At 41.8% G+C, this 19706-nt stretch carries 11 protein-coding genes, 2 tRNA genes and 2 rRNA genes; 12 read left to right on the top strand and 3 right to left on the bottom strand.

Going from position 1 to position 19706, the window contains the following annotated elements; genetic code table 11:
• The first annotated feature begins 77 nt into the window (after nucleotides 1-77).
• From BLS33_RS10130 to BLS33_RS10100, 7 genes are all read left to right on the top strand, one after another.
• A tRNA-Ile gene (locus tag BLS33_RS10130) sits at nucleotides 78-151 on the top strand.
• A 131-nt stretch (nucleotides 152-282) separates the two neighbouring features.
• Nucleotides 283-356, top strand: a tRNA-Ala gene (locus BLS33_RS10125).
• A gap of 153 nt (nucleotides 357-509) precedes the next feature.
• A 23S ribosomal RNA gene (locus BLS33_RS10120) occupies nucleotides 510-3347 on the top strand.
• Nucleotides 3348-3493: 146 nt separating this feature from the next.
• Nucleotides 3494-3603: ribosomal RNA gene (gene rrf, locus BLS33_RS10115) — 5S ribosomal RNA — on the top strand.
• A gap of 223 nt (nucleotides 3604-3826) precedes the next feature.
• Nucleotides 3827-4675: a 3-keto-disaccharide hydrolase gene (locus BLS33_RS10110; RefSeq protein WP_089888124.1), complete on the top strand. Its 849-nt coding sequence runs from the start codon at nucleotides 3827-3829 to the stop codon at nucleotides 4673-4675.
• A 9-nt stretch (nucleotides 4676-4684) separates the two neighbouring features.
• Entirely contained in the window at nucleotides 4685-5761 is a 1077-nt protein-coding gene (locus BLS33_RS10105) for a metallophosphoesterase (protein WP_089888122.1), read from the top strand.
• Nucleotides 5762-5983: 222 nt separating this feature from the next.
• Nucleotides 5984-6985 (top strand): metallophosphoesterase, encoded by a 1002-nt coding sequence (locus BLS33_RS10100; RefSeq protein WP_089888120.1) that lies wholly within the window; start codon nucleotides 5984-5986, stop codon nucleotides 6983-6985.
• 110 nt (nucleotides 6986-7095) lie between these two features.
• Here the strand turns inward: BLS33_RS10100 and BLS33_RS10095 are convergent, their stop codons facing one another.
• The gene (locus BLS33_RS10095; RefSeq protein WP_089888118.1) at nucleotides 7096-8316 is read right to left on the bottom strand and encodes a hypothetical protein; all 1221 of its coding nucleotides are present in this window, start codon (nucleotides 8314-8316) and stop codon (nucleotides 7096-7098) included.
• Nucleotides 8317-8433: 117 nt separating this feature from the next.
• On the opposite strand from BLS33_RS10095, the gene BLS33_RS10090 reads away from it, so the two are divergent.
• Genes BLS33_RS10090 through BLS33_RS10080 form a run of 3 tightly spaced genes read left to right on the top strand, consistent with a single transcriptional unit; the run spans nucleotide 8434 to nucleotide 14229 of the window.
• Complete coding sequence (locus tag BLS33_RS10090) at nucleotides 8434-11676, top strand: DUF1553 domain-containing protein (protein ID WP_089888114.1); 3243 nt, start codon at nucleotides 8434-8436, stop codon at nucleotides 11674-11676.
• Between the two features lie 7 nt (nucleotides 11677-11683).
• Nucleotides 11684-13153, top strand: coding sequence for a DUF1501 domain-containing protein (locus tag BLS33_RS10085; RefSeq protein WP_089888112.1), 1470 nt, complete (start codon nucleotides 11684-11686; stop codon nucleotides 13151-13153).
• An 8-nt stretch (nucleotides 13154-13161) separates the two neighbouring features.
• Nucleotides 13162-14229 (top strand): NHL repeat-containing protein, encoded by a 1068-nt coding sequence (locus tag BLS33_RS10080; protein WP_089888110.1) that lies wholly within the window; start codon nucleotides 13162-13164, stop codon nucleotides 14227-14229.
• 102 nt (nucleotides 14230-14331) lie between these two features.
• Here the strand turns inward: BLS33_RS10080 and BLS33_RS10075 are convergent, their stop codons facing one another.
• Both BLS33_RS10075 and BLS33_RS10070 read right to left on the bottom strand, forming a co-directional pair.
• A complete protein-coding gene (locus tag BLS33_RS10075; protein WP_089888109.1) occupies nucleotides 14332-15264 on the bottom strand; it encodes a ThuA domain-containing protein in 933 nt (310 codons plus the stop codon).
• Between the two features lie 5 nt (nucleotides 15265-15269).
• Entirely contained in the window at nucleotides 15270-16295 is a 1026-nt protein-coding gene (locus BLS33_RS10070; RefSeq protein WP_089888106.1) for a LacI family DNA-binding transcriptional regulator, read from the bottom strand.
• A gap of 271 nt (nucleotides 16296-16566) precedes the next feature.
• On the opposite strand from BLS33_RS10070, the gene BLS33_RS10065 reads away from it, so the two are divergent.
• Nucleotides 16567-17970 (top strand): carboxypeptidase-like regulatory domain-containing protein, encoded by a 1404-nt coding sequence (locus BLS33_RS10065; RefSeq protein WP_089888104.1) that lies wholly within the window; start codon nucleotides 16567-16569, stop codon nucleotides 17968-17970.
• Nucleotides 17971-18020: 50 nt separating this feature from the next.
• Nucleotides 18021-19697 (top strand): SusC/RagA family TonB-linked outer membrane protein, encoded by a 1677-nt coding sequence (locus BLS33_RS10060; RefSeq protein ID WP_089888102.1) that lies wholly within the window; start codon nucleotides 18021-18023, stop codon nucleotides 19695-19697.
• Nucleotides 19698-19706 lie beyond the last annotated feature (9 nt).

Below are 19706 nucleotides of genomic sequence, written 5' to 3'. Positions count from 1 at the left end.
GATTTGATAATAAATAAAAGCTGTTTTTGTAAATATAATATATAAGTTACGGCGCACACAGCGTTTGCGTCCGGGACAGTCCCGTAGCTCAGCTGGTTAGAGCGCTACACTGATAATGTAGAGGTCGGCAGTTCGAGTCTGCCCGGGACTACGAGGTCCAAGCGAGTGCTTGGGGACGTTCATTGATTGTAAAATATTGAATAGGAAATTTTAGAAGTTGGGTTTGTTGCGGGTTTTTTTTTGACTCATAACTCATAACTAATAACTCATGACTGAAGAAATGGGGGATTAGCTCAGCTGGCTAGAGCGCCTGCCTTGCACGCAGGAGGTCATCGGTTCGACTCCGATATTCTCCACTGTCCGGACGTTGTGTCCGGAAAAAGTTCATTGACATATTGGGACGGTGCATGTATCACTTCGGTGGTGCGTGCCCAAAGAGAAACACGAATTTTTTAAGTAAAGTACGAATTAGAATTTGCCCCGGACCTGTTCCGGGGCGCAAAGGTCTGGCGACAAGCTAGATAAGGGCGTATGGGGAATGCCTAGGCTCTCAGAGGCGAAGAAGGACGTGATAAGCTGCGAAAAGCTACGGGGATCGGCACACACGATATGATCCGTAGATATCCGAATGGGGCAACCCGGCATGTTGAAGACATGTCACCTCGCAAGAGGAGCAAACCCGGTGAACTGAAACATCTAAGTAGCCGGAGGAGGAGAAAACAAAAGTGATTCCGATAGTAGCGGCGAGCGAAATCGGATTAGCCCAAACCGTTGTTGTTTCGGCAATAACGGGGTTGTAGGACCACGATACTCGAACTGTAATGAACTAGAACGTTTTGGAAAGAACGGCCATAGACGGTGATAGCCCGGTATAGGCAAAGAGCAGTAAGACAGTGGTATCCTGAGTAGTGCGGGGCACGTGAAACCCTGTATGAATCCAGCGGGACCATCCGCTAAGGCTAAATACTCCTGAGAGACCGATAGTGAACCAGTACCGTGAGGGAAAGGTGAAAAGAACCGTGAATAACGGAGTGAAATAGATCCTGAAACCATACGCCTACAAGCGGTCGGAGCAGTGCTTGCACTGTGACGGCGTGCCTTTTGCATAATGAGCCTACGAGTTACTTTTACTGGCAAGGTTAAGGATTTAAGGTCCGGAGCCGTAGCGAAAGCGAGTCTTAACAGGGCGACCATAGTCAGTAGTAGTAGACGCGAAACCGTGCGATCTACCCATGGGCAGGTTGAAGCTGTGGTAACACATAGTGGAGGACCGAACCCGTTGACGTTGAAAAGTCTTGGGATGACCTGTGGGTAGGGGTGAAAGGCCAATCAAGCTCGGAAATAGCTCGTACTCCCCGAAATGCATTTAGGTGCAGCGTGTTATTAGTTTCATAGAGGTAGAGCTACTGATTGGATGCGGGGGCTTCACCGCCTACCAATTCCTGACAAACTCCGAATGCTATGAAATGATGTAACGCAGTGAGGGCATGGGTGCTAAGGTCCATGTCCGAGAGGGAAAGAACCCGGACCATCGGCTAAGGTCCCCAAATATATGCTAAGTTGAAGAAACGCGGTGGAACTGCCCAGACAGCCAGGATGTTGGCTTGGAAGCAGCCATTCATTTAAAGAGTGCGTAACAGCTCACTGGTCGAGCGGTTCCGCATGGATAATGATCGGGCATAAGCATATTACCGAAGCCATGGCTTTGTATTTATACAAGGGGTAGGGGAGCATTGTAGTGCCGCTGAAGGCGCACCTGCGAGGGGCGCTGGAGGAGCTACAAACGAAAATGTAGGCATAAGTAACGATAATGCGGGCGAGAAACCCGCACGCCGAAAGACCAAGGTTTCCCCAGCTATGCTAATCAGCTGGGGGTCAGTCGGGACCTAACGCGGACCCGAAGGGGGAAGTGGATGGACAACGGGTGAACATTCCCGTACCCGCACAGTGACAAAAGCGACGGAGGCGAGGAGTTGGTGCGTGCAGACGGAATTGCACGTTGAAGGGAGCAGTAATGCCCCGATAGTACGCCGAGACTACGGTCAAGGCGATAATCCAGCGTATCGACTTCCAAGAAAAGCGAACTGTGCGGCCCGTACCGTAAACCGACACAGGTGGTCGGGATGAGAATTCTAAGGCGCTCGAGAGATTCATGGCTAAGGAACTAGGCAAAATCGACCCGTAACTTCGGGAGAAGGGTCGCCCCCCTTATGGGGGGCCGCAGTGAAGAGGTCCAGGCGACTGTTTATCAAAAACACAGGGCTCTGCTAAATCGAGAGATGAAGTATAGGGCCTGACACCTGCCCGGTGCCGGAAGGTTAAGGGGAGATGTAATCCGTAAGGTGAAGCATTGAACTGAAGCCCCGGTAAACGGCGGCCGTAACTATAACGGTCCTAAGGTAGCGAAATTCCTTGTCGGGTAAGTTCCGACCTGCACGAATGGTGCAACGATCTGGACACTGTCTCGGCCATGAGCTCGGTGAAATTGTAGTATCGGTGAAGATGCCGGTTACCCGCAGTGGGACGAAAAGACCCCGTGCACCTTTACTATAGCTTCGTATTGACCTTGGTCAAGCAATGTGTAGGATAGCTGGGAGACTTTGAAGCTGCATCGCCAGGTGTGGTGGAGTCATTGTTGAAATACCAGCCTTTGCTTGTCCGGGGCCTAACCCTATAACTAGGGAACAGTGCGTGGTGGGTAGTTTGACTGGGGTGGTCGCCTCCAAAAGAGTAACGGAGGCTTCTAAAGGTGCCCTCAACACGGTTGGCAATCGTGTGTAGAGTGCAATGGCACAAGGGCGCTTGACTGTAAGGCGTACATGCCGAACAGGTTGGAAACAAGAGCATAGTGATCCGGTGGTTCCGCATGGAAGGGCCATCGCTCAAAGGATAAAAGGTACGCCGGGGATAACAGGCTGATCTCCCCCAAGAGCTCATATCGACGGGGGGGTTTGGCACCTCGATGTCGGCTCGTCACATCCTGGGGCTGGAGAAGGTCCCAAGGGTTGGGCTGTTCGCCCATTAAAGTGGCACGCGAGCTGGGTTCAGAACGTCGTGAGACAGTTCGGTCTCTATCTACTGCGGGCGTTAGAAATTTGAGTGGATCTGACTCTAGTACGAGAGGACCGAGTTGGACCGACCGCTGGTGCACCAGTTGTTCCGCCAGGAGCACCGCTGGGTAGCTATGTCGGGATGGGATAAGCGCTGAAAGCATATAAGCGCGAAACCCGCCACAAGATGAGATTTCTTTAAAGGGCCGTGGGAGATGACCACGTCGATAGGCCGTAGGTGGAAGCATGGCAACATGTGTAGCCGAGCGGTACTAATTGCCCGTTGAGCTTGCGCAAACCGCCCCCTCCCAGGAGGGGGCGAAAAACCTTTTCTCTATCCGTACACCACAAAGAAAATCCGTGCCTCTCCGAGGAAAACCGTCCCATTATTATTATGTCATATTACGACGGCACCCCGGTGCCCGTAAAAAAATATTGAAGACTTAGGTGGCCATGGCGACGGGGCCCACCCCTTTCCATTCCGAACAGGGAAGTTAAGCCCGTCTGCGCCGATGGTACTGCCGAAAGGTGGGAGAGTAGGCCGCCGCCTTCCTCAAGGGCCCTTCACATTAGTGGAGGGCCCTTTTTTTATGCCCGATAGCTAAATGATGCCCATAATCTGCAAATTGGGACGAAACTTGAATAAGAGACGGCTTAGAAAAGATTTTATTTCCTTATTTTATTACATACCTTGTGAACATCAAAATTGATGTCATTCAGATTGAAATCTAATGACGGCTTCCATAAAGGTTGAAATTTAAAATAATAGTTTACGAATGAAAAAGGATTCAAAATTTAGACTTCTCGTTGCTTCTTTGGGATTAGGTTTACTTATTTTTTGTACAGGTAGTTCATTTAAAAAGCACACACCGTGGGTACAATTGTTTAATGGTAAGGACTTAAAAAATTGGACAATTAAAATAAGGTATCATGAATTGAATGATAATTTTGGGGATACCTTTACGGTTAAAGATGGAAATATTCAGGTGAGATACGATGAATACGACACATTTGATGAACAATTCGGACATCTCTTTTATGACAAACCTTTTTCTTCTTATCTATTTGCTGTTGAATATCGTTTTGTTGGAGAACAAGCTAAAGGCGGACCCGGTTGGGCTTATCGCAATAGCGGAATAATGATTCATGGGCAAGATCCAACAACAATGGCTGTTGATCAAGATTTTCCGAATTCGATAGAGGTGCAACTTCTAGGGGGAAATGGTAAAGATGACCGTAGTACCTCTAATCTTTGTACTCCTGGCACTCAATTCGTTAAAGACGGCGAAGTTATAAAACGCCATTGTACAAACTCTATATCACATACCTATCACGGGGACCAGTGGGTTCGTGCCGAAGTTTTGGCGCTAGGTGATTCTTTGATAGTTCATTATGTAAATGGCGAAGAAGTGATGCGCTATGAAAAGCCGCAGTTAGACGCTCAAAATGGTGAAGAAATGGGGCAGCTCTTAAAAGGTGGTAGTATTTCGCTGCAGAGCGAAAGTCATCCTATCGATTTTAGAAAGGTCGAAATCGTTAATCTTGAAAAGTATGCCAACAAGCCTAAAAAGCTCAATAAAGTAATTAAAAGGCTTTTATCTGAAAAACGAGTTGCTAAACAATAATTTTAAGATATGAGATTTCTTCCCTTTTCTTTACTACTGATTCTTTCCTTAACAATATTTTCGCCTAGTAATGCGCAAGAGAAGTACAGCCCACCCAAACTGTCTAATCCTGAGTCATGGTCTATGATTTTAATGCCGGATACACAGTCGTATGTGAAATTCGAACGTAACCAGGGCATTTTGGAGCTAATGACCAGCTGGATCAGTGAAAACATTGATTCGTTGAACATTAAAATGGTATTATGTACAGGAGATTTAGTGGAGCAGAATGAGTTGTTGGTGCCAGATAATATTAATGGAAACCTCCCAAGTAGAAACCAATGGCAATCGGTTTCCCACGCTTTTGAGCGATTAGATGGAAAAGTGCCGTATATTTTGGCGGCGGGCAATCATGATTTTGGTTATAAGAGTGTTGAAAATAGAAAAACGAATTACAATAAATATTTCCCCACAGATCGAAATATTTTGAATTACAAAGGGCTTCGCGCGGCCGGTAAAAATATCGAAGGAGTCCCTTCCCCTGAAAATTCAATTTATGAGTTTATTTCGCCTCATCAAAGAAAATTTCTATTCGTAAATCTTGAATTTGCTCCTAGAGACACAGTATTACATTGGGCACAGCACGAAATCACCAATAGAAGATATCAGAATCATACGGTGGCTGTTTTAACCCATTCCTATTTGAATTCAAAAAATGAGCATATTAAAAAGGAGAATTATCCCATTCAAGATGGAAATTACGGTGAAGCGATATGGGAAAAATTAGTGAGGCCTTCGCAAAATATTCAGATGGTGTTTTCTGGCCATATCGGAAGTCCTGATGAATTTAGGGAGCATACAGCGTTCAAAGTCGATAAAAATACCGCAGGTAAAAAAATAAACCAGATGACATTTAATGCCCAAGCCATGGGCGGAGGATGGCACGGCAACGGAGGAGATGGTTGGTTGCGCATATTGGAGTTTCTTCCTGATGGCAAAACGGTTAATGTTACCACATTTTCACCTTATTTTGCCATTTCACCAAGTACACAAAAAATGGCTTATCACAATGCACCTTATAACAAGTTTACTTTTACACTGGATTAAAATTGCTCCATACAGATAAATCTATTGTTCTGAATTATAATTCCAAATAGATTACACGCACTTCAAAATTATCGCATTTTCAATTGGGTCAAAAAACAAGGAGAGAACGCTAAGAAATACCAAATTATCAAATAAATGATACGCTATCTTGCTGCACTAAAGATGGGCGGCACTAACATAAGTGGGCCTAAATTCTTCTAAAAATCTCATAAATTCAATTATATGATTACTAAATACTTGAAGGTTCTGTGTGTTTTGGTATTATTTATATTTTCCTGTTCAACGGTCAACGGCCAGCGAACTATCAACAAGGAAGATAGTGATCGATATAGTATAGAAATAAATAAGGAAGATGGTTCGCCCATAACCATACTGCAGGTGACCGACCTTCATCTTGGTAGCATTGATGAAGGGAAGTGGAAAAGAGATTTGGAGACTTGTCGCAGAATAAAGAAGTTGGTTGAAACCCACAATCCGGATATGATTGCCATTACAGGAGATTTATTCGATGGGAATAAACCACATGGTGCCTTATTAGCTTCTTATGCGGTTAATTTTTTCGATAGTTTAGAACGACCATGGTTGTTTATGTTCGGGAACCATGACCCCGAAGGAGGTTTCGGTAGGGCTGCCATTGCAGAAGTTTTTGCCGAATCAAGATGGGGAGTTTTAGGAAAACATGCTGTAAATAACGAATGGAAAGAGAAGTACGATTATGTCGTAGATATTTTGGTAAATGGTGAAAAGAAACCGGTATGGCAAATTTTTGGTTTTGATTCCGGTGCGGAAAAGGGTAATAAATCTATCAAGGAAGACCAATTGATATGGTATCGGGATATTTCCAACAATACCGTCGATACGTATAAAGAAAAAATCAGGGCAATTTCAATGTTTCATATCCCACTTATAGAATTTCAATATTTGCAAGATGATGACTCTATAAAAAAGCAGGGGTACAATGAAGAAAAAGTCTATTATGAAGAGGATGATGGGTCGGTGTACAAAACGTTTCTTGATGTCGGCAATATGGAAGCTGTATTTTGTGGGCATGACCATTACAATAATTATTGGGGAACCTATAAGGGAGGCATCATTTTAGCGTATGGCTTTATCAGTGGAGTAGCCACAAAGTATGCGTGGCCCCCAGGAGGTAAGTTGATTACATTGCCTGTCGATGGTGGAAAAATTACGATGGAGAATGTTACGCCCAATATGACCCAATAGATTTGAATCGAATTGAAAGTATTGGTATAGAATTATGTTTCACTTTTAAATCATATAACTATTCGGGAGTAGGTAACTTAAAATAGTTTTTACAAACTAGAAATTATTTTTTAATTGCCCACTTCCCAAACATCCCGGGTATTTTCAATCTTTTTCAAGTGCACTATTTTACTACTTAGTTCCATACGATCTACGCCGTTTACTTCGAACAAAACCTCATAATATTGAGGTAATTCTCCAAACTTGTCTTGCATTGTTTCTGTTAACTGTTCGAGCAGCTGGTGGCTTGTGAAATTCTTTAGACTTTGGGTAGCACCAGTATCCCATATGCCACCGAGAAGATAGACGGTGTTGTTATTAGGTCCGGGAAATTTGGCCATAAACCCATAATCGGTATGATAGGAATCGGGGTCACCGGAAGGTTTATAGGCTATTTGGCTTGCATTCTCCGGATTTTTATAAATGAGCTCATCCTTTTCTGGAATAAAGTCAAAATCTGAATTTTTAAAATAAGCCTTGAAGATTCCTAAAGTTTTTATCATACCCACTACTATGAAATCATGGTCTTGCAATTCTTTGGGGTTAAACCTTGACATGCTGCGTATGGTATAATCTTTATTTTCTGAAAAGAAAATTTCAGTCAAATTTTTAATCCAGATGCTAGTACTTTGAATGAGTAATGAATAGGTTGGTATATTGATGTCAACCCCCGGACGGATCGTATTGGATTTGAATTTTTCAAAATCAGCTTTGGAGTTTATTAGAGGGTCTCTCACATTCCGATCTAAATGAAAGGTAGAGTCCAATTCAGAGTAAATGAAAAGGTCTCCCAGTACGACCATGGTGGGGTTTTTACTTTGTAACAAATCCCTCCAAAGACCTTGATCGGTAACTAACCCTATGTGATTTTCTTGCCGTGCTAAATACAAGTTGGTAAAAACGGAGGCCAGAAGTAAAACGAGCAAAAGAACCAACCAGCGTTTACTATATAGTTTTGCGAATGGAACGGTTTTATTTTTTTCGACAATTTCTATTCGATAACTTCCTTTTGGTATGCGCAGTATTTGCTCGTCTGCCGCACCTTCATTTTGATAATATGCTTTGAGCTTTTTGCGAAGATTATATACATAAACACGTACTAATGTACTTTGAGAAGGGTCAAAAGAAGATTTTCCAAAGATATCAGCGGCAATTGTAGTCTCTTTGGGTACATCATTGTTAAGGGAAGACACCACTAAATATCTTAAAAGATTGGCATAGGTATTTGATCGACCAAATGATTTAGTTTTAATGATTTTTTCAACAATAGCTTCGTACTCTCCGTCTTTCATAGGATTTCACTTCAAAGATTTAAATATAATGATTAATTATTAACAGTTAACAAAACTGTTTTTTGCCTGATTATACCATTGATGAATTGTTTATATTTGATTGATTAAGAATTTAATATGAAGGAATTAAAGGTTTGTGCGTGGCTGTGTTTCAGTTGCTTTCTATTAACGGGCTGCGGGTGGAACGTGCCTGAAGAAATCGAATTGGCCTATGAACGAGTGCCCGCAAAAATTGATTTTAATTATCATGTAAAACCCATACTTTCCGATAAATGTTTTGCCTGTCATGGACCGGATGCCGCAAACCAAAAAGCGGGACTTCGATTGGATATCGAAGAAAATGCCTTTGGGGCCCTCGAAAATAATGTCAACGCCCATGCAATCGTACCGGGTAAGCCAGGGAGAAGCGAAGCCATAAGTCGAATTCTTAGCAAAGACGAGAATTTAATAATGCCCCCTCCAGAGTCAAACTTGGCCTTGAGCGAAAAGGAGATGTCCATATTGACAAAATGGGTTGAGCAAGGAGCTAAGTACAAACCACATTGGTCTTTTATAAAACCCAAAAAAGAAACACTACCTAAAATTAGGGATACTGATTGGACCAAAAATGAAATCGATTTTTTTGTAGCACATAAATTAGAGGAACAAAATTTGACACCCTCCAAAAGTGCTTCTAAAGAAAGTCTTATTCGTAGATTAAGCTTTGATCTTACCGGTTTGCCACCATCTTTGGAACAAATTGAAGATTTTGTTCAAGATACTTCGAACAACGCTTATGAAAAATTAGTTGATCGTCTGTTGGCATCCCCGAGTTATGGTGAGCGTATGGCAGCAGAGTGGATGGATGTTGCTCGATATGCCGAAAGTGATGGTTATTTAGATGATAAACATCGTGATTTCAGTCCGTATCGTGATTGGGTGATCAAAGCATTCAATGAAAACATGAGCTATGAGAAATTTGCGACTTGGCAATTGGCCGGGGATCTCATTCCAGAACCAACGCAAGAAAGTATTCTCGCAACTGCTTTTAACCGATTGCATAAAAAGAATTCGGAAGCGGGTATCGTTTTTGAGGAATTCCGTCAAGAATATGTTGCTGACCGGACACTTACATTAGGCAAGGCTTTTTTAGGATTGAGTGTGGAATGTGCCCGATGCCATGACCATAAATACGATGCCATTAGCCAAAAGGAACATTATGAAATGGCGGCTTTTTTTAATAGTACCAACGATATAGGAACCGCGGTCTATGGTCCGGGGCAAGTTCCTGGGCCTTCTTTGCTTTTGACCAATGCCGAGCAAGATGAAATCTTGGAATATATCGATTCTAATATAGATAAAGTAGAAAAACAGCTGGTTGAAATTCAGAAATCACCTTCGGAATCACTAAATGTTAAAGGCGATTCGAAGGAGTTATTGCACGATCTCCAAAAAAACTATAATAAAGGGTTGGTAGTAAATTATAGTTTCGACAAATTGATCCGAACGGATAAGAAGCGGTTCAACAGTCCGAATTTGATAGCTAACGGTAAACCTGCCGTAGTAAATGAACCCAACGTTAAAGCGGGAGCGAGCGGTGATGGTATTTTCATAAATGATTATACGACAATTCGGTTGCCCGAGAAAGTTGGTTGGTACGATTTTACAGACCCGTTTACGGTTTCATTATCACTGTTTCCTGATAAAATCTACGAAGAAGCCGGAATATTTTATCATTGTGAAGACTTGAGATTGGGATTAAATGGGTATTCGTTCTATTTAGAGGATAACCGACCGAAATTTATCATTGCCCAATCTTGGCCTACGAACGCCATCCAGGTGACCGCAAAAAATCCTATTCCTGAAAAAGAATGGTCCGATTTTGTTGTTTCATACGATGGACTCGGTAAGGGAGCGGGCGTACATTTCTATCTAAACGGCGAGGAAATGGAAGTAACGGTTGAAATAGACCACCTCTATAAATCCATTACATTCGAACCCAATATTCACACTTACGGTTTTAATGGGTTTACCTTAGGAGTACGAGATAAAATAAAGACCTTTATTAACGGCGGACTTGATGAGCTTAAAATTTATAATAGAGAACTAACGGCTTTGGAAGTGCTTTACGCCGAAGACAAAAATAAAGCTGTTGCTGCTCTTGAAGATACCCAAGATAAGGGGAAGAAGTCGATTGCTGCGGCATATCGATTGAAAAACGAACCAAATTTTATTGCAAAGTATGAGGAACTTCGCAAGCTAAAAAAGGAACGTTTAACGGTTGTCGATACGATTCCTGAGATTATGGTTTTGGGTGAGACGCCACAACCAAGACCTACTTATGTACTCGATAGGGGTATGTATGACTCGCCCACCGAAGAAGTCTTTCCGAATATTATCAAGGCAGTGCTTCCGTTCGATGAAGATCTTCCGCGAAACCGTTTGGGCCTTACCAAATGGCTGTTCGATGAGAATCATCCATTGACCGCTAGGGTATATGTAAACCGCTTGTGGCAAATGCATTTTGGAAAAGGGTTGGTGGTGTCTTCCGATGATTTTGGTAACCAAGGTGACCTGCCTTCTCACCCTGAATTGTTGGACTGGCTCGCAGTTAGTTTTCGTGAATCAGGTTGGGATATCAAAAAAATGCACAAGCTCATGGTAATGTCGGCGACCTACCAACAAAGTTCACAAATAAGGGAAGAATTGCATGAAATTGATGGTGATAATAAATTATTGGCGCGTGGCCCAAGTTTTCGAATGACTGCCGAAATGGTGCGTGACAATGCCTTGGCCATTAGTGGCTTATTATCCCATAAAATGGGCGGCCCAAGTGTTTATCCGTACCAGCCCGAAGGCCTCTGGGACGAAATCAGTAATAAGTCTTGGCGCTACAAATATTTACAGGAACCTGGGGAAGGCCTCTACCGCCGTAGTTTATATACTATTTGGAAAAGAACGTCAGCTCCTCCTTCAATGTTGATTTTCGATGTGGGAGAAAGAGGTGTATGTACGGTAAAGCGCAGAGAAACTAGCACGCCGCTGCAAGCCTTGGTGCTTTTGAACGACCCTCAGTTCATTGAAGCTTCCTGTGTATTGGCCGAAAATCTCATTCAAGATTATATAAATTTGGATGAGCGGCTTAAAAACGGATATAAGCTTGCTGCAGGTCGCAATCCGAATACATCTGAAATGGCCATCGTGCAAAAATTCTATAATGCAGAGCGCAATCGGTTTCAAGAAAAGGAGGAAGATGCTGTGGCGTATGTTTCCACCGGAAGTACGAAACCAAAAGATAATCTCGATGTGATTGAAGTTGCGGCTTTAGCAACAGTTTTGAACGGAGTAATGAACACTGCTGACGGCTATACAATACGATAACCAAATTATGGACGATTTAACTAGAGAATTAAAATTTACAGAGACACGACGCGGATTTCTTAAGAAAGCCTCTTTAGGTTTTGGCTCAATTGCCCTCTCAAGCATGTTGGCGCCAACTACAGGTTATGCAAAAGATTTGTTTTTGGGTAATTCTGGAAATGGTATGGGGGGTGTTTTGAACGGTACACATTTTCCGGCAAGGGCCAAAAGGGTCATTTACCTTTTTCAAAGTGGGGGACCTTCCCAATTGGAGACGTTTGATTACAAGCCACAATTGGCAAAATGGCATGGGAAAGAGATTCCGCCTTCCGTACAGGGCACCCAACGAAATTCGGGTATGGTTTCCGATCAATCTACTTTTCCTTTGGTGAAATCAATTTATGATTTTAAGCAATACGGTCAATCGGGGGCATGGGTAAGTGAAATTTTTCCACATACGGCCAAGGTGGTCGATGACCTTTGTATCATTAAATCAATGCGTACAGAGGCCATAAACCATGAACCGGCCGTGATGTTCGTGCAAACGGGCTCACAGCAAAGTGGAAGGCCTTCAATAGGTTCATGGCTGAGCTATGGGCTGGGTAGTGATAATAAAGATTTACCCAATTTTGTGGTGATGCTGTCAAAGGGTGGGGGGGCACAACCTTTAAGCTCTTCGGCATGGGCCAACGGATTTCTTCCATCGCATCATCAAGGTGTGCAGTTTCGTTCGGGTAAAGATCCCGTATTGTATTTGAACAATCCGCATGGTGTTCATGACCACGACCGCAGAAGAGCTTTAGATTATATAGCCGAATTGAACAATCAACAATACGATATTTGGAAAGATCCTGAAATACAGTCCAAAATCAACCAATACGAAATGGCGTATAAGATGCAAAGTTCCGTACCTGATGCCGTCGATGTTTCCCAAGAACCCGATCATATATATAAATTGTATGGCGAAGACGCGAGAACGCCGGGTACTTACGCGTATAACTGTTTGCAAGCAAGGCGTTTGGCCGAGAAAGATGTCAAATTTATTCAATTGTACCACATGGGTTGGGATCAACATGGAGGTTTGCCTAGTGGAATTAAACGGCAGGCGATGAGTACGGATCAAGCCACGGCGGGTCTTATTCAAGATTTAAAGCAAAGAGGGCTTTTAGAAGATACTTTAGTGGTTTGGGGAGGTGAATTTGGGCGCACAAGTTTTTCACAGGGGCGATTGACGGCTACCAATTACGGTAGAGACCATCATCCAGGTTGCTTTACCATGTGGATGGCCGGTGCAGGCGTAAAGCCAGGCATGGTCTACGGTGAAACCGATGAGTTCAGTTACAATGTTATTCAAAACGAAGTACATGTTCATGATTTTCAAGCGACCCTCTTACATTTGTTGGGCATAGACCACGAAAGACTTAACTTCAAACACCAAGGAAGAAGGTATCGTTTGACCGATGTACATGGCCATGTGGTAAAAGATATCCTAGCATAGTGACATATATGATTACAAGGAGAAAGTTCGTTGAGAGAACGATACAGTCCGGTGGTGCTCTCATGGCATCCTCAGTATTTCCATTTCAGATCATGACCTCGAGGCCGAAGTTGGATGAGATTATTTTAGGACACGGTGATTTTCGTTATCAGCTTGAAAAGGAATGGGGTGATTTAGACCCGAAAAAGACACCTGTCAATAACTGTCACGAGATGGTTATGGATAAAAGAGGAAGGCTATTGCTTCTGACCGATCATCCCAAGAACAATATCCTTATTTATGACACCGCTGGCAAACTGCTGAATTCTTGGACATTGAATTTACCCGGAGCCCATGGATTAACTATTCATGACGAAGGAGGTTCGGAATATCTATACCTTACGGATCCCGGCTTGGGTAGGGTAATCAAGAGTTCGTTGGATGGGCGCATAATTATGGAACTTAGTTCACCAATAAAACTGGGTGTTTACGACGATAAAATGGCGTACAGGCCTACGGAAACCACAATAGGTCCCAATGGGGATATTTATGTGGCCGATGGCTACGGTTCCCAATTTATTTTGCAATATGATGCCAAGGGAGCATTCATTCGAAAGTTCGGGGGAGATAGCTTTTTGTCTCCAGAAAAATTCAAACAGGCACACGGGGTAACTCTGGATACACGAGATCCGAACAATCCGACGTTGTTGTGTTCAGCACGTATTAAAAATTCATTTAAGCGATTTTCTTTGGATGGGGAATATCTGGAAAATATTTATATGCCAGGCTTATTTGTCAGTCGCCCTGTAATCGATGGCGAAAATATATATTCCGGGGTTTGTTTTGGTATGGAGGAGGGCAACTACAATATGCAATTGAACAAAGGTTTTGTAACCATTCTCGACAAGGAAAATAAGGTAGTGTCCAATCCTGGGGGTACCGCACCGAACTACAAGGATGGAAAGTTGCAATTAATGCTTCAAGACCGCCCTATTTTTAAACATTGCCACGATGTCTGTGTCGACCGTGATAAGAATTTATATGTTTGTCAATGGAACGCGGGCCGGGTTTATCCTTATAAATTACATAGAATATAGTGTAAAGCTCAAAGTGGGTTAATCTAAAGTCAGAGATTTAGGTAAAATAAAAATGAGCGGTTTTTCCGCTCATTTTTCAATTCCAAATATATGTGGTTGCGGTTATCGAGTTCCGCCTTTCTGTTTTCCTATAGGGCTATCATCACATTTTAAATCACCTACGACATACTGCATTCCGTCTAACAAAAATTGTAATAGTTCAGGGTTGTCTAAACTTTGCGCATTGTGCGAGGGCGAAGTATAGAAAACCCTTCCCTTGCCGTGTCTTTTGATCCAAGCAACATAATTGACTTCTTGGTCAACTTCCTTTTTCATACCTTTTAATTCATCAATTTCGATATAAAGTAATGGTCTAAAGTTGTAATCGAAATACGCATTTTTGAAAAAATAGGGCTCGTCAACATGCGTAAGGCCTTTACCTTTGAAAGCTTTTACCAAAGGGTGTTTTTTATCATATTCCTTTAGGTGCATTTCTTGTTGTTTGGGATGATAATCAAAACTACCACCGGTCATCTTACTGAATTCCATAGAATTGTTTTGAACAGTAATGGCTCCGTGCAATATCATCAGCCCACCTCCTTTTGCTACATAATCCAATAAGTTATTTTCGTATTGTTTCGATAATGCCGTTATCTTTTCATCGGAAAGATTTGAGTTTTTATGTAATAAATCCCAAAATAAATCTCTTTTGGGGCCTGCCGGATTGCAATTATTGAATACTACGGCGTCATATTCTTTTAAATTATCAGCGTCAAAACTATCAATATCATAAGAATTAGTGATTTCAAAGGCACCCGACTTCGTACCGAGAATTTTTAGCATTTCAACATTCAGCGGGGCGGTCCAATGATAAAACCCTGTATGTTGGGAAAAGACCAAAACTTTTTTGGTGTTCGCTTTGACCGTAGCTGATGAAGGAGCCAGTTTTTCCATTTTCGAAAGCCATTCATCGGAAACCTCAAACGATTCGAGACCCTGAGCGGTAATGGTGTTCAAAAAAAGAAGTGTAAAAGCGCTAAAAATCAGTTTTTTCATAGTGTTTAGTTTAATTTATTTTCTGTGGATTCTCGTATGATCAATTTATGCTTTAGAATAATAGATCCCGCCGACTCTAGATTTATGGTGCCGTTCAAGTGGCTAATAATGCTCTGGCCTGCCAAAACACCCAATTTATAACCGGGATAGTCGATAGTTGTCAAAGCAGGACTTATTATTTCTGATATTGGATCATTATTAAAGCCAACGATTTTAATTTCTTCGGGAATTTTTATCCCGATTTTTTTGAGTTCTTTTATACATTCGACAGCCATCGTGTCATTAGCAAGAAATATGCCATCAACCTTGTTCTTGGACTTTTTGATATGTTTAAGGACTTCATCTATCTTTTGGGGGTCCAAGTCGGTTTCTAAAAGGTTGCTAGTCCTGAACGGAATTCCGTTTTTGACCATGGCATCTTTAAACCCCTGTAAACGTTCTGCATATTCATTGCGCTGTAAATTACCGCTAATATGCAACAAATTTTTACACCCCTGTGAAATAAGGTGCTCGGTAGCTTGAAACCCTGCCAATTTATTATCGATTAGAATGGTAGGGCAATTTGGCAGGGTAAATACCCTGTCAAAGAAAAGTAGTGGTATCTCTTTTTTTGTGAACGTGTCAAAATGTTCGTAATTGCTCGTTTCGTAGGCCAAAGAAACCATTAAGGCGTCAACACCGCTATCGTATAATGTTTTGGTGTTGAGTTTTTCTTTTTTTTCTGATTCTAAAGATTGACTGATAATTAAATTATACCCTTCATCATTGGCCGCTTTTTCTATTCCTGAAAGAACGGTAGACATAAAATAGGAATTTAATTTGGGTACTACGACGCCTATAGTATTCGATTTCTGCTTGCTCAGGTTGGCTGCAAACTTATTCGTACGATAGCCTGCTTCATTAGCTGCTAGCAAAATTCGCTCCTTCGTCTTTTTGCTGATGGAGTGATGGTCGTTCAAGCTACGACTCACCGTAGCTGGGGAAACATTTAGCATCTTGGCCAAATCGTATATAGTAACTTTTTTTTGCATGAACTCATTTGGAGAAATAACGCAACAATATTACGTAACAAATTTTCAATATAAAACATAAATTGTAAAAAACATATAAATATAGGAGGGAAATCCCTCTTAATGATATTGTTGTCGGGGTCTAATCACTATTTTGAGAATTAATTAGTAAATATTTAACGTAATCGGTTGCGTAAAATGTAATTTTTTTTAGCTTTGTCCAAATCGATTAGTGGATTGTTTTTTTTGAAGCTCGATTTTAAATACGATAACTCACCTTAATAACTGATTTATGAAAAACCCAACACCACCACTCAAATTATGCAAACATGCCTTAGCGGCCTTACTCTTTATGTTTGTTTTTTCCTCCATAACATATGGGCAAAACGCTTTTACCGTATCAGGAACTGTTCTTGACGAACTAGAAACACCTTTGCCAGGAGCATCCATTATTGAAAAAGGGACTGCCAACGGTGTATCTACCGACTTTGACGGTAATTACTCAATTGAGGTCTCCAATCAAAATGCGATTCTTGTTATTAGTTATATCGGTTATGGCGAACAAGAACTTCCCGTGAATGGTAAATCACAAATTAATACAACCATGGAGCCCAGTGCTTCTACTTTGGATGAAGTAGTCTTAGTAGGTTATGGTGCAGTAAAAAAGAAAGATTTGACTGGGGCTATTTCCCAAATTGATGCAGATGGACTTTCTGATCAATCTACGAACTCGGTGACCGATGTATTGCGAGGTAACGTCGCGGGTTTGAGTATAGGTCTTTCAGCTTCGCCGAAAGGAACTAGTCAAATTAGAATTCGGGGTAATAATAGTTTGACCGCTGGATCAAGCCCTTTGATTGTAGTTGACGGAATGATTTATAATGGTGATTTATCCGATATCGCTCCTTCTGACATAGACAAACTCGATGTAATGAAAGATGCCAGTTCCGCGGCGGTCTATGGTGCACGTGGAGCTAGCGGCGTAATTTTGGTCACTACAAAAAGAGGCACAAGTGATAAGCCGACAATTAATGTAAATACAAGCGTAGGTTTTGCTACTGACGCATACAAAGAAAGACCCTATGATGCTCAGGGATATGTAAATTGGCGTTCCGATGTTTTCAAAAGTATCAATCCGCAAAATACCATTGATAACCCTGGTAGGTATGATGACCCGAACAACTTGCCCGCTGGGGTTTCTCTGGATCAGTGGTTGGCCTACGATGGCTCGGCCGGTGACCCAACAAGGGCGTGGTTAAATAGAATTGGTTTTCAGGATGTAGAAATAGGAAACTATTTGGAAGGCAGAAGCATTGATTGGTATGACCGAATTATTCAGACCGGGGTTCGAAACGACATCAATACCAGTGTTTCAGGAAGAAATGGAGGTCTGAATTACTACTGGTCGATTGGCCGAACATCCAATGAGGGTATATATGCTGGTGAAAAGTTTGAGGCATTACGTTCTCGATTAAACTTGGATGCCAAAATTAATGACTGGTTGACTGTGGGTATGAATACGCAATTTGCTAAGCGTGATGAAGGTTTTATTGCGGCCGATAGAGGGCAGATTGAGCGATCTTCTCCATGGGGCTCTTTTTATGATGATGAAGGAAATGTTCGTTTGAGTCCACAAGATGATAGCGGGGCCGGTGCCAGCAATGCTTTTTTAAGCCAACTTTTAAAGACCGAATAGATCTAGATCATACCTTCAATTCTAGGGTATACGCTAAAATAAAGTTACCCTTGGGTTTTTCTTATGAATTGGGGTATACGAATCGTTTGGAGTTCAGTGAATATTACAATCATTCTTCTGCGGAGAGTCCGAGTAACGTAGTAGGATCGGCCGAAAGATCGGTTACGAAAATCAACGAATGGCAGTTAGATAATATTTTGCGTTGGGATAAAACGATCGACAAACATACTTTTAATCTCATGTTTTTGGTTTATGGCGAAAAATACAACAGCTATTTTACAAGATCACGGGCGAACACTTTTGAACCGAGTGATGCATTGGGGTATAGTGCTTTGGAATTGGGCACGGTGCAAACGGTAGATAGTGAAGATGTAACCAGTACGGGTGATGCCATAATGACCCGATTGAATTATAATTATGATTCACGTTACCTGGTTACTTGGACCATGCGTAGGGATGGCTATTCTGCATTTGGAGAAAACAACAAAAGAGCTTATTTTCCATCTATTGCTGGAGCTTGGACTATTTCGAACGAAAAATTTTTCAAATCGGAGTTCGTTAATTTTCTAAAATTAAGGCTATCTTATGGTGAAAATGGAAATAGGGATATTGGCCGATTTACCGCATTATCACAGCTTAACGCAAACAAATACTTAAATGTAGATGCCGGTGGTAATGTGATTACCGTTCCCACTTTTGATAATGGAACACAAGAGAATACCGAACTGCGATGGGAACGAACCAAAGCGACCAACCTCGGGCTTGATTTTAGTTTTGCCGACGGTATTGTAGAAGGTTCCGTTGAGGCTTACCGGAATATTACCAGTGATTTGATCGTAACTCGTCAATTACCTAATATCATTGGCTTTGATAATGTTACCACCAATCTGGGTGAAATTGAAAACAAAGGGCTTGAATTTACACTTTCCACCCAAAATTATAATAAAGAGAATTTTTCATGGAACACCAACTTTAATTTCTCCCTGAACAGAAATAAGATTAATAAATTATATGGAGATTTAGATGAAAATGGTAATGAACTTGATGATATCACCAATCAACGTTTTATTGGTGAAGCCACCGATGTGATATGGGGGCAAGAAGCTATTGGTATTTGGCAACAAGACGAAGCGGCGGCGGCTGCTGAATATGGAGTTTTTCCTGGAGATTGGAAAATCAGGGATATAGACAACAGCGGAGATTTTACCGTGGACGATAATGTCTTTCAAGGTTATCGGTCTCCGCGTTTTAGTTGGGCGATGTCAAATAGGTTTACAATGCTGAAAAATTTTGATTTTTCTTTTGAAGTCTATTCCAATTGGGGGCAGAAAAGAGTGTTCAACGAAGCAAAAAATCGAAATGGTTTTATTGACCGTACCAATTCCATTCAAACACCTTATTGGACTCCAGAAAATCCATTAAATGATTACGCTCGTTTATTTTCCAGTGATGGTAGTTCAAATTTTGCCATTTGGAGAGACGCCTCCTTTATCCGGTTAAGCAATATTACCTTGGCTTATAGGTTGCCGAAAAATCTTTTGGAGAAATTGTCCATCCAGAGCTTACGCATTTACGGTAATGTCAGAAATGTTGCCGTATGGGCACCTAACTGGGATTTTTATGATCCTGAGCCAACCGATATCGACGGTAGAAACTCGAACGGTACTACCAATCCAAGTTTACCAACACCGCGCTTTTTTACGGTAGGAATCGATTTAAGTCTTTAATAAAATATA

It is taken from the genome of Kriegella aquimaris, from assembly GCF_900103215.1.
Taxonomy (GTDB): domain Bacteria; phylum Bacteroidota; class Bacteroidia; order Flavobacteriales; family Flavobacteriaceae; genus Kriegella; species Kriegella aquimaris.
Note: the sequence above shows the minus strand (reverse complement) of the source record. Positions and strands in the feature narration are given on the sequence as shown.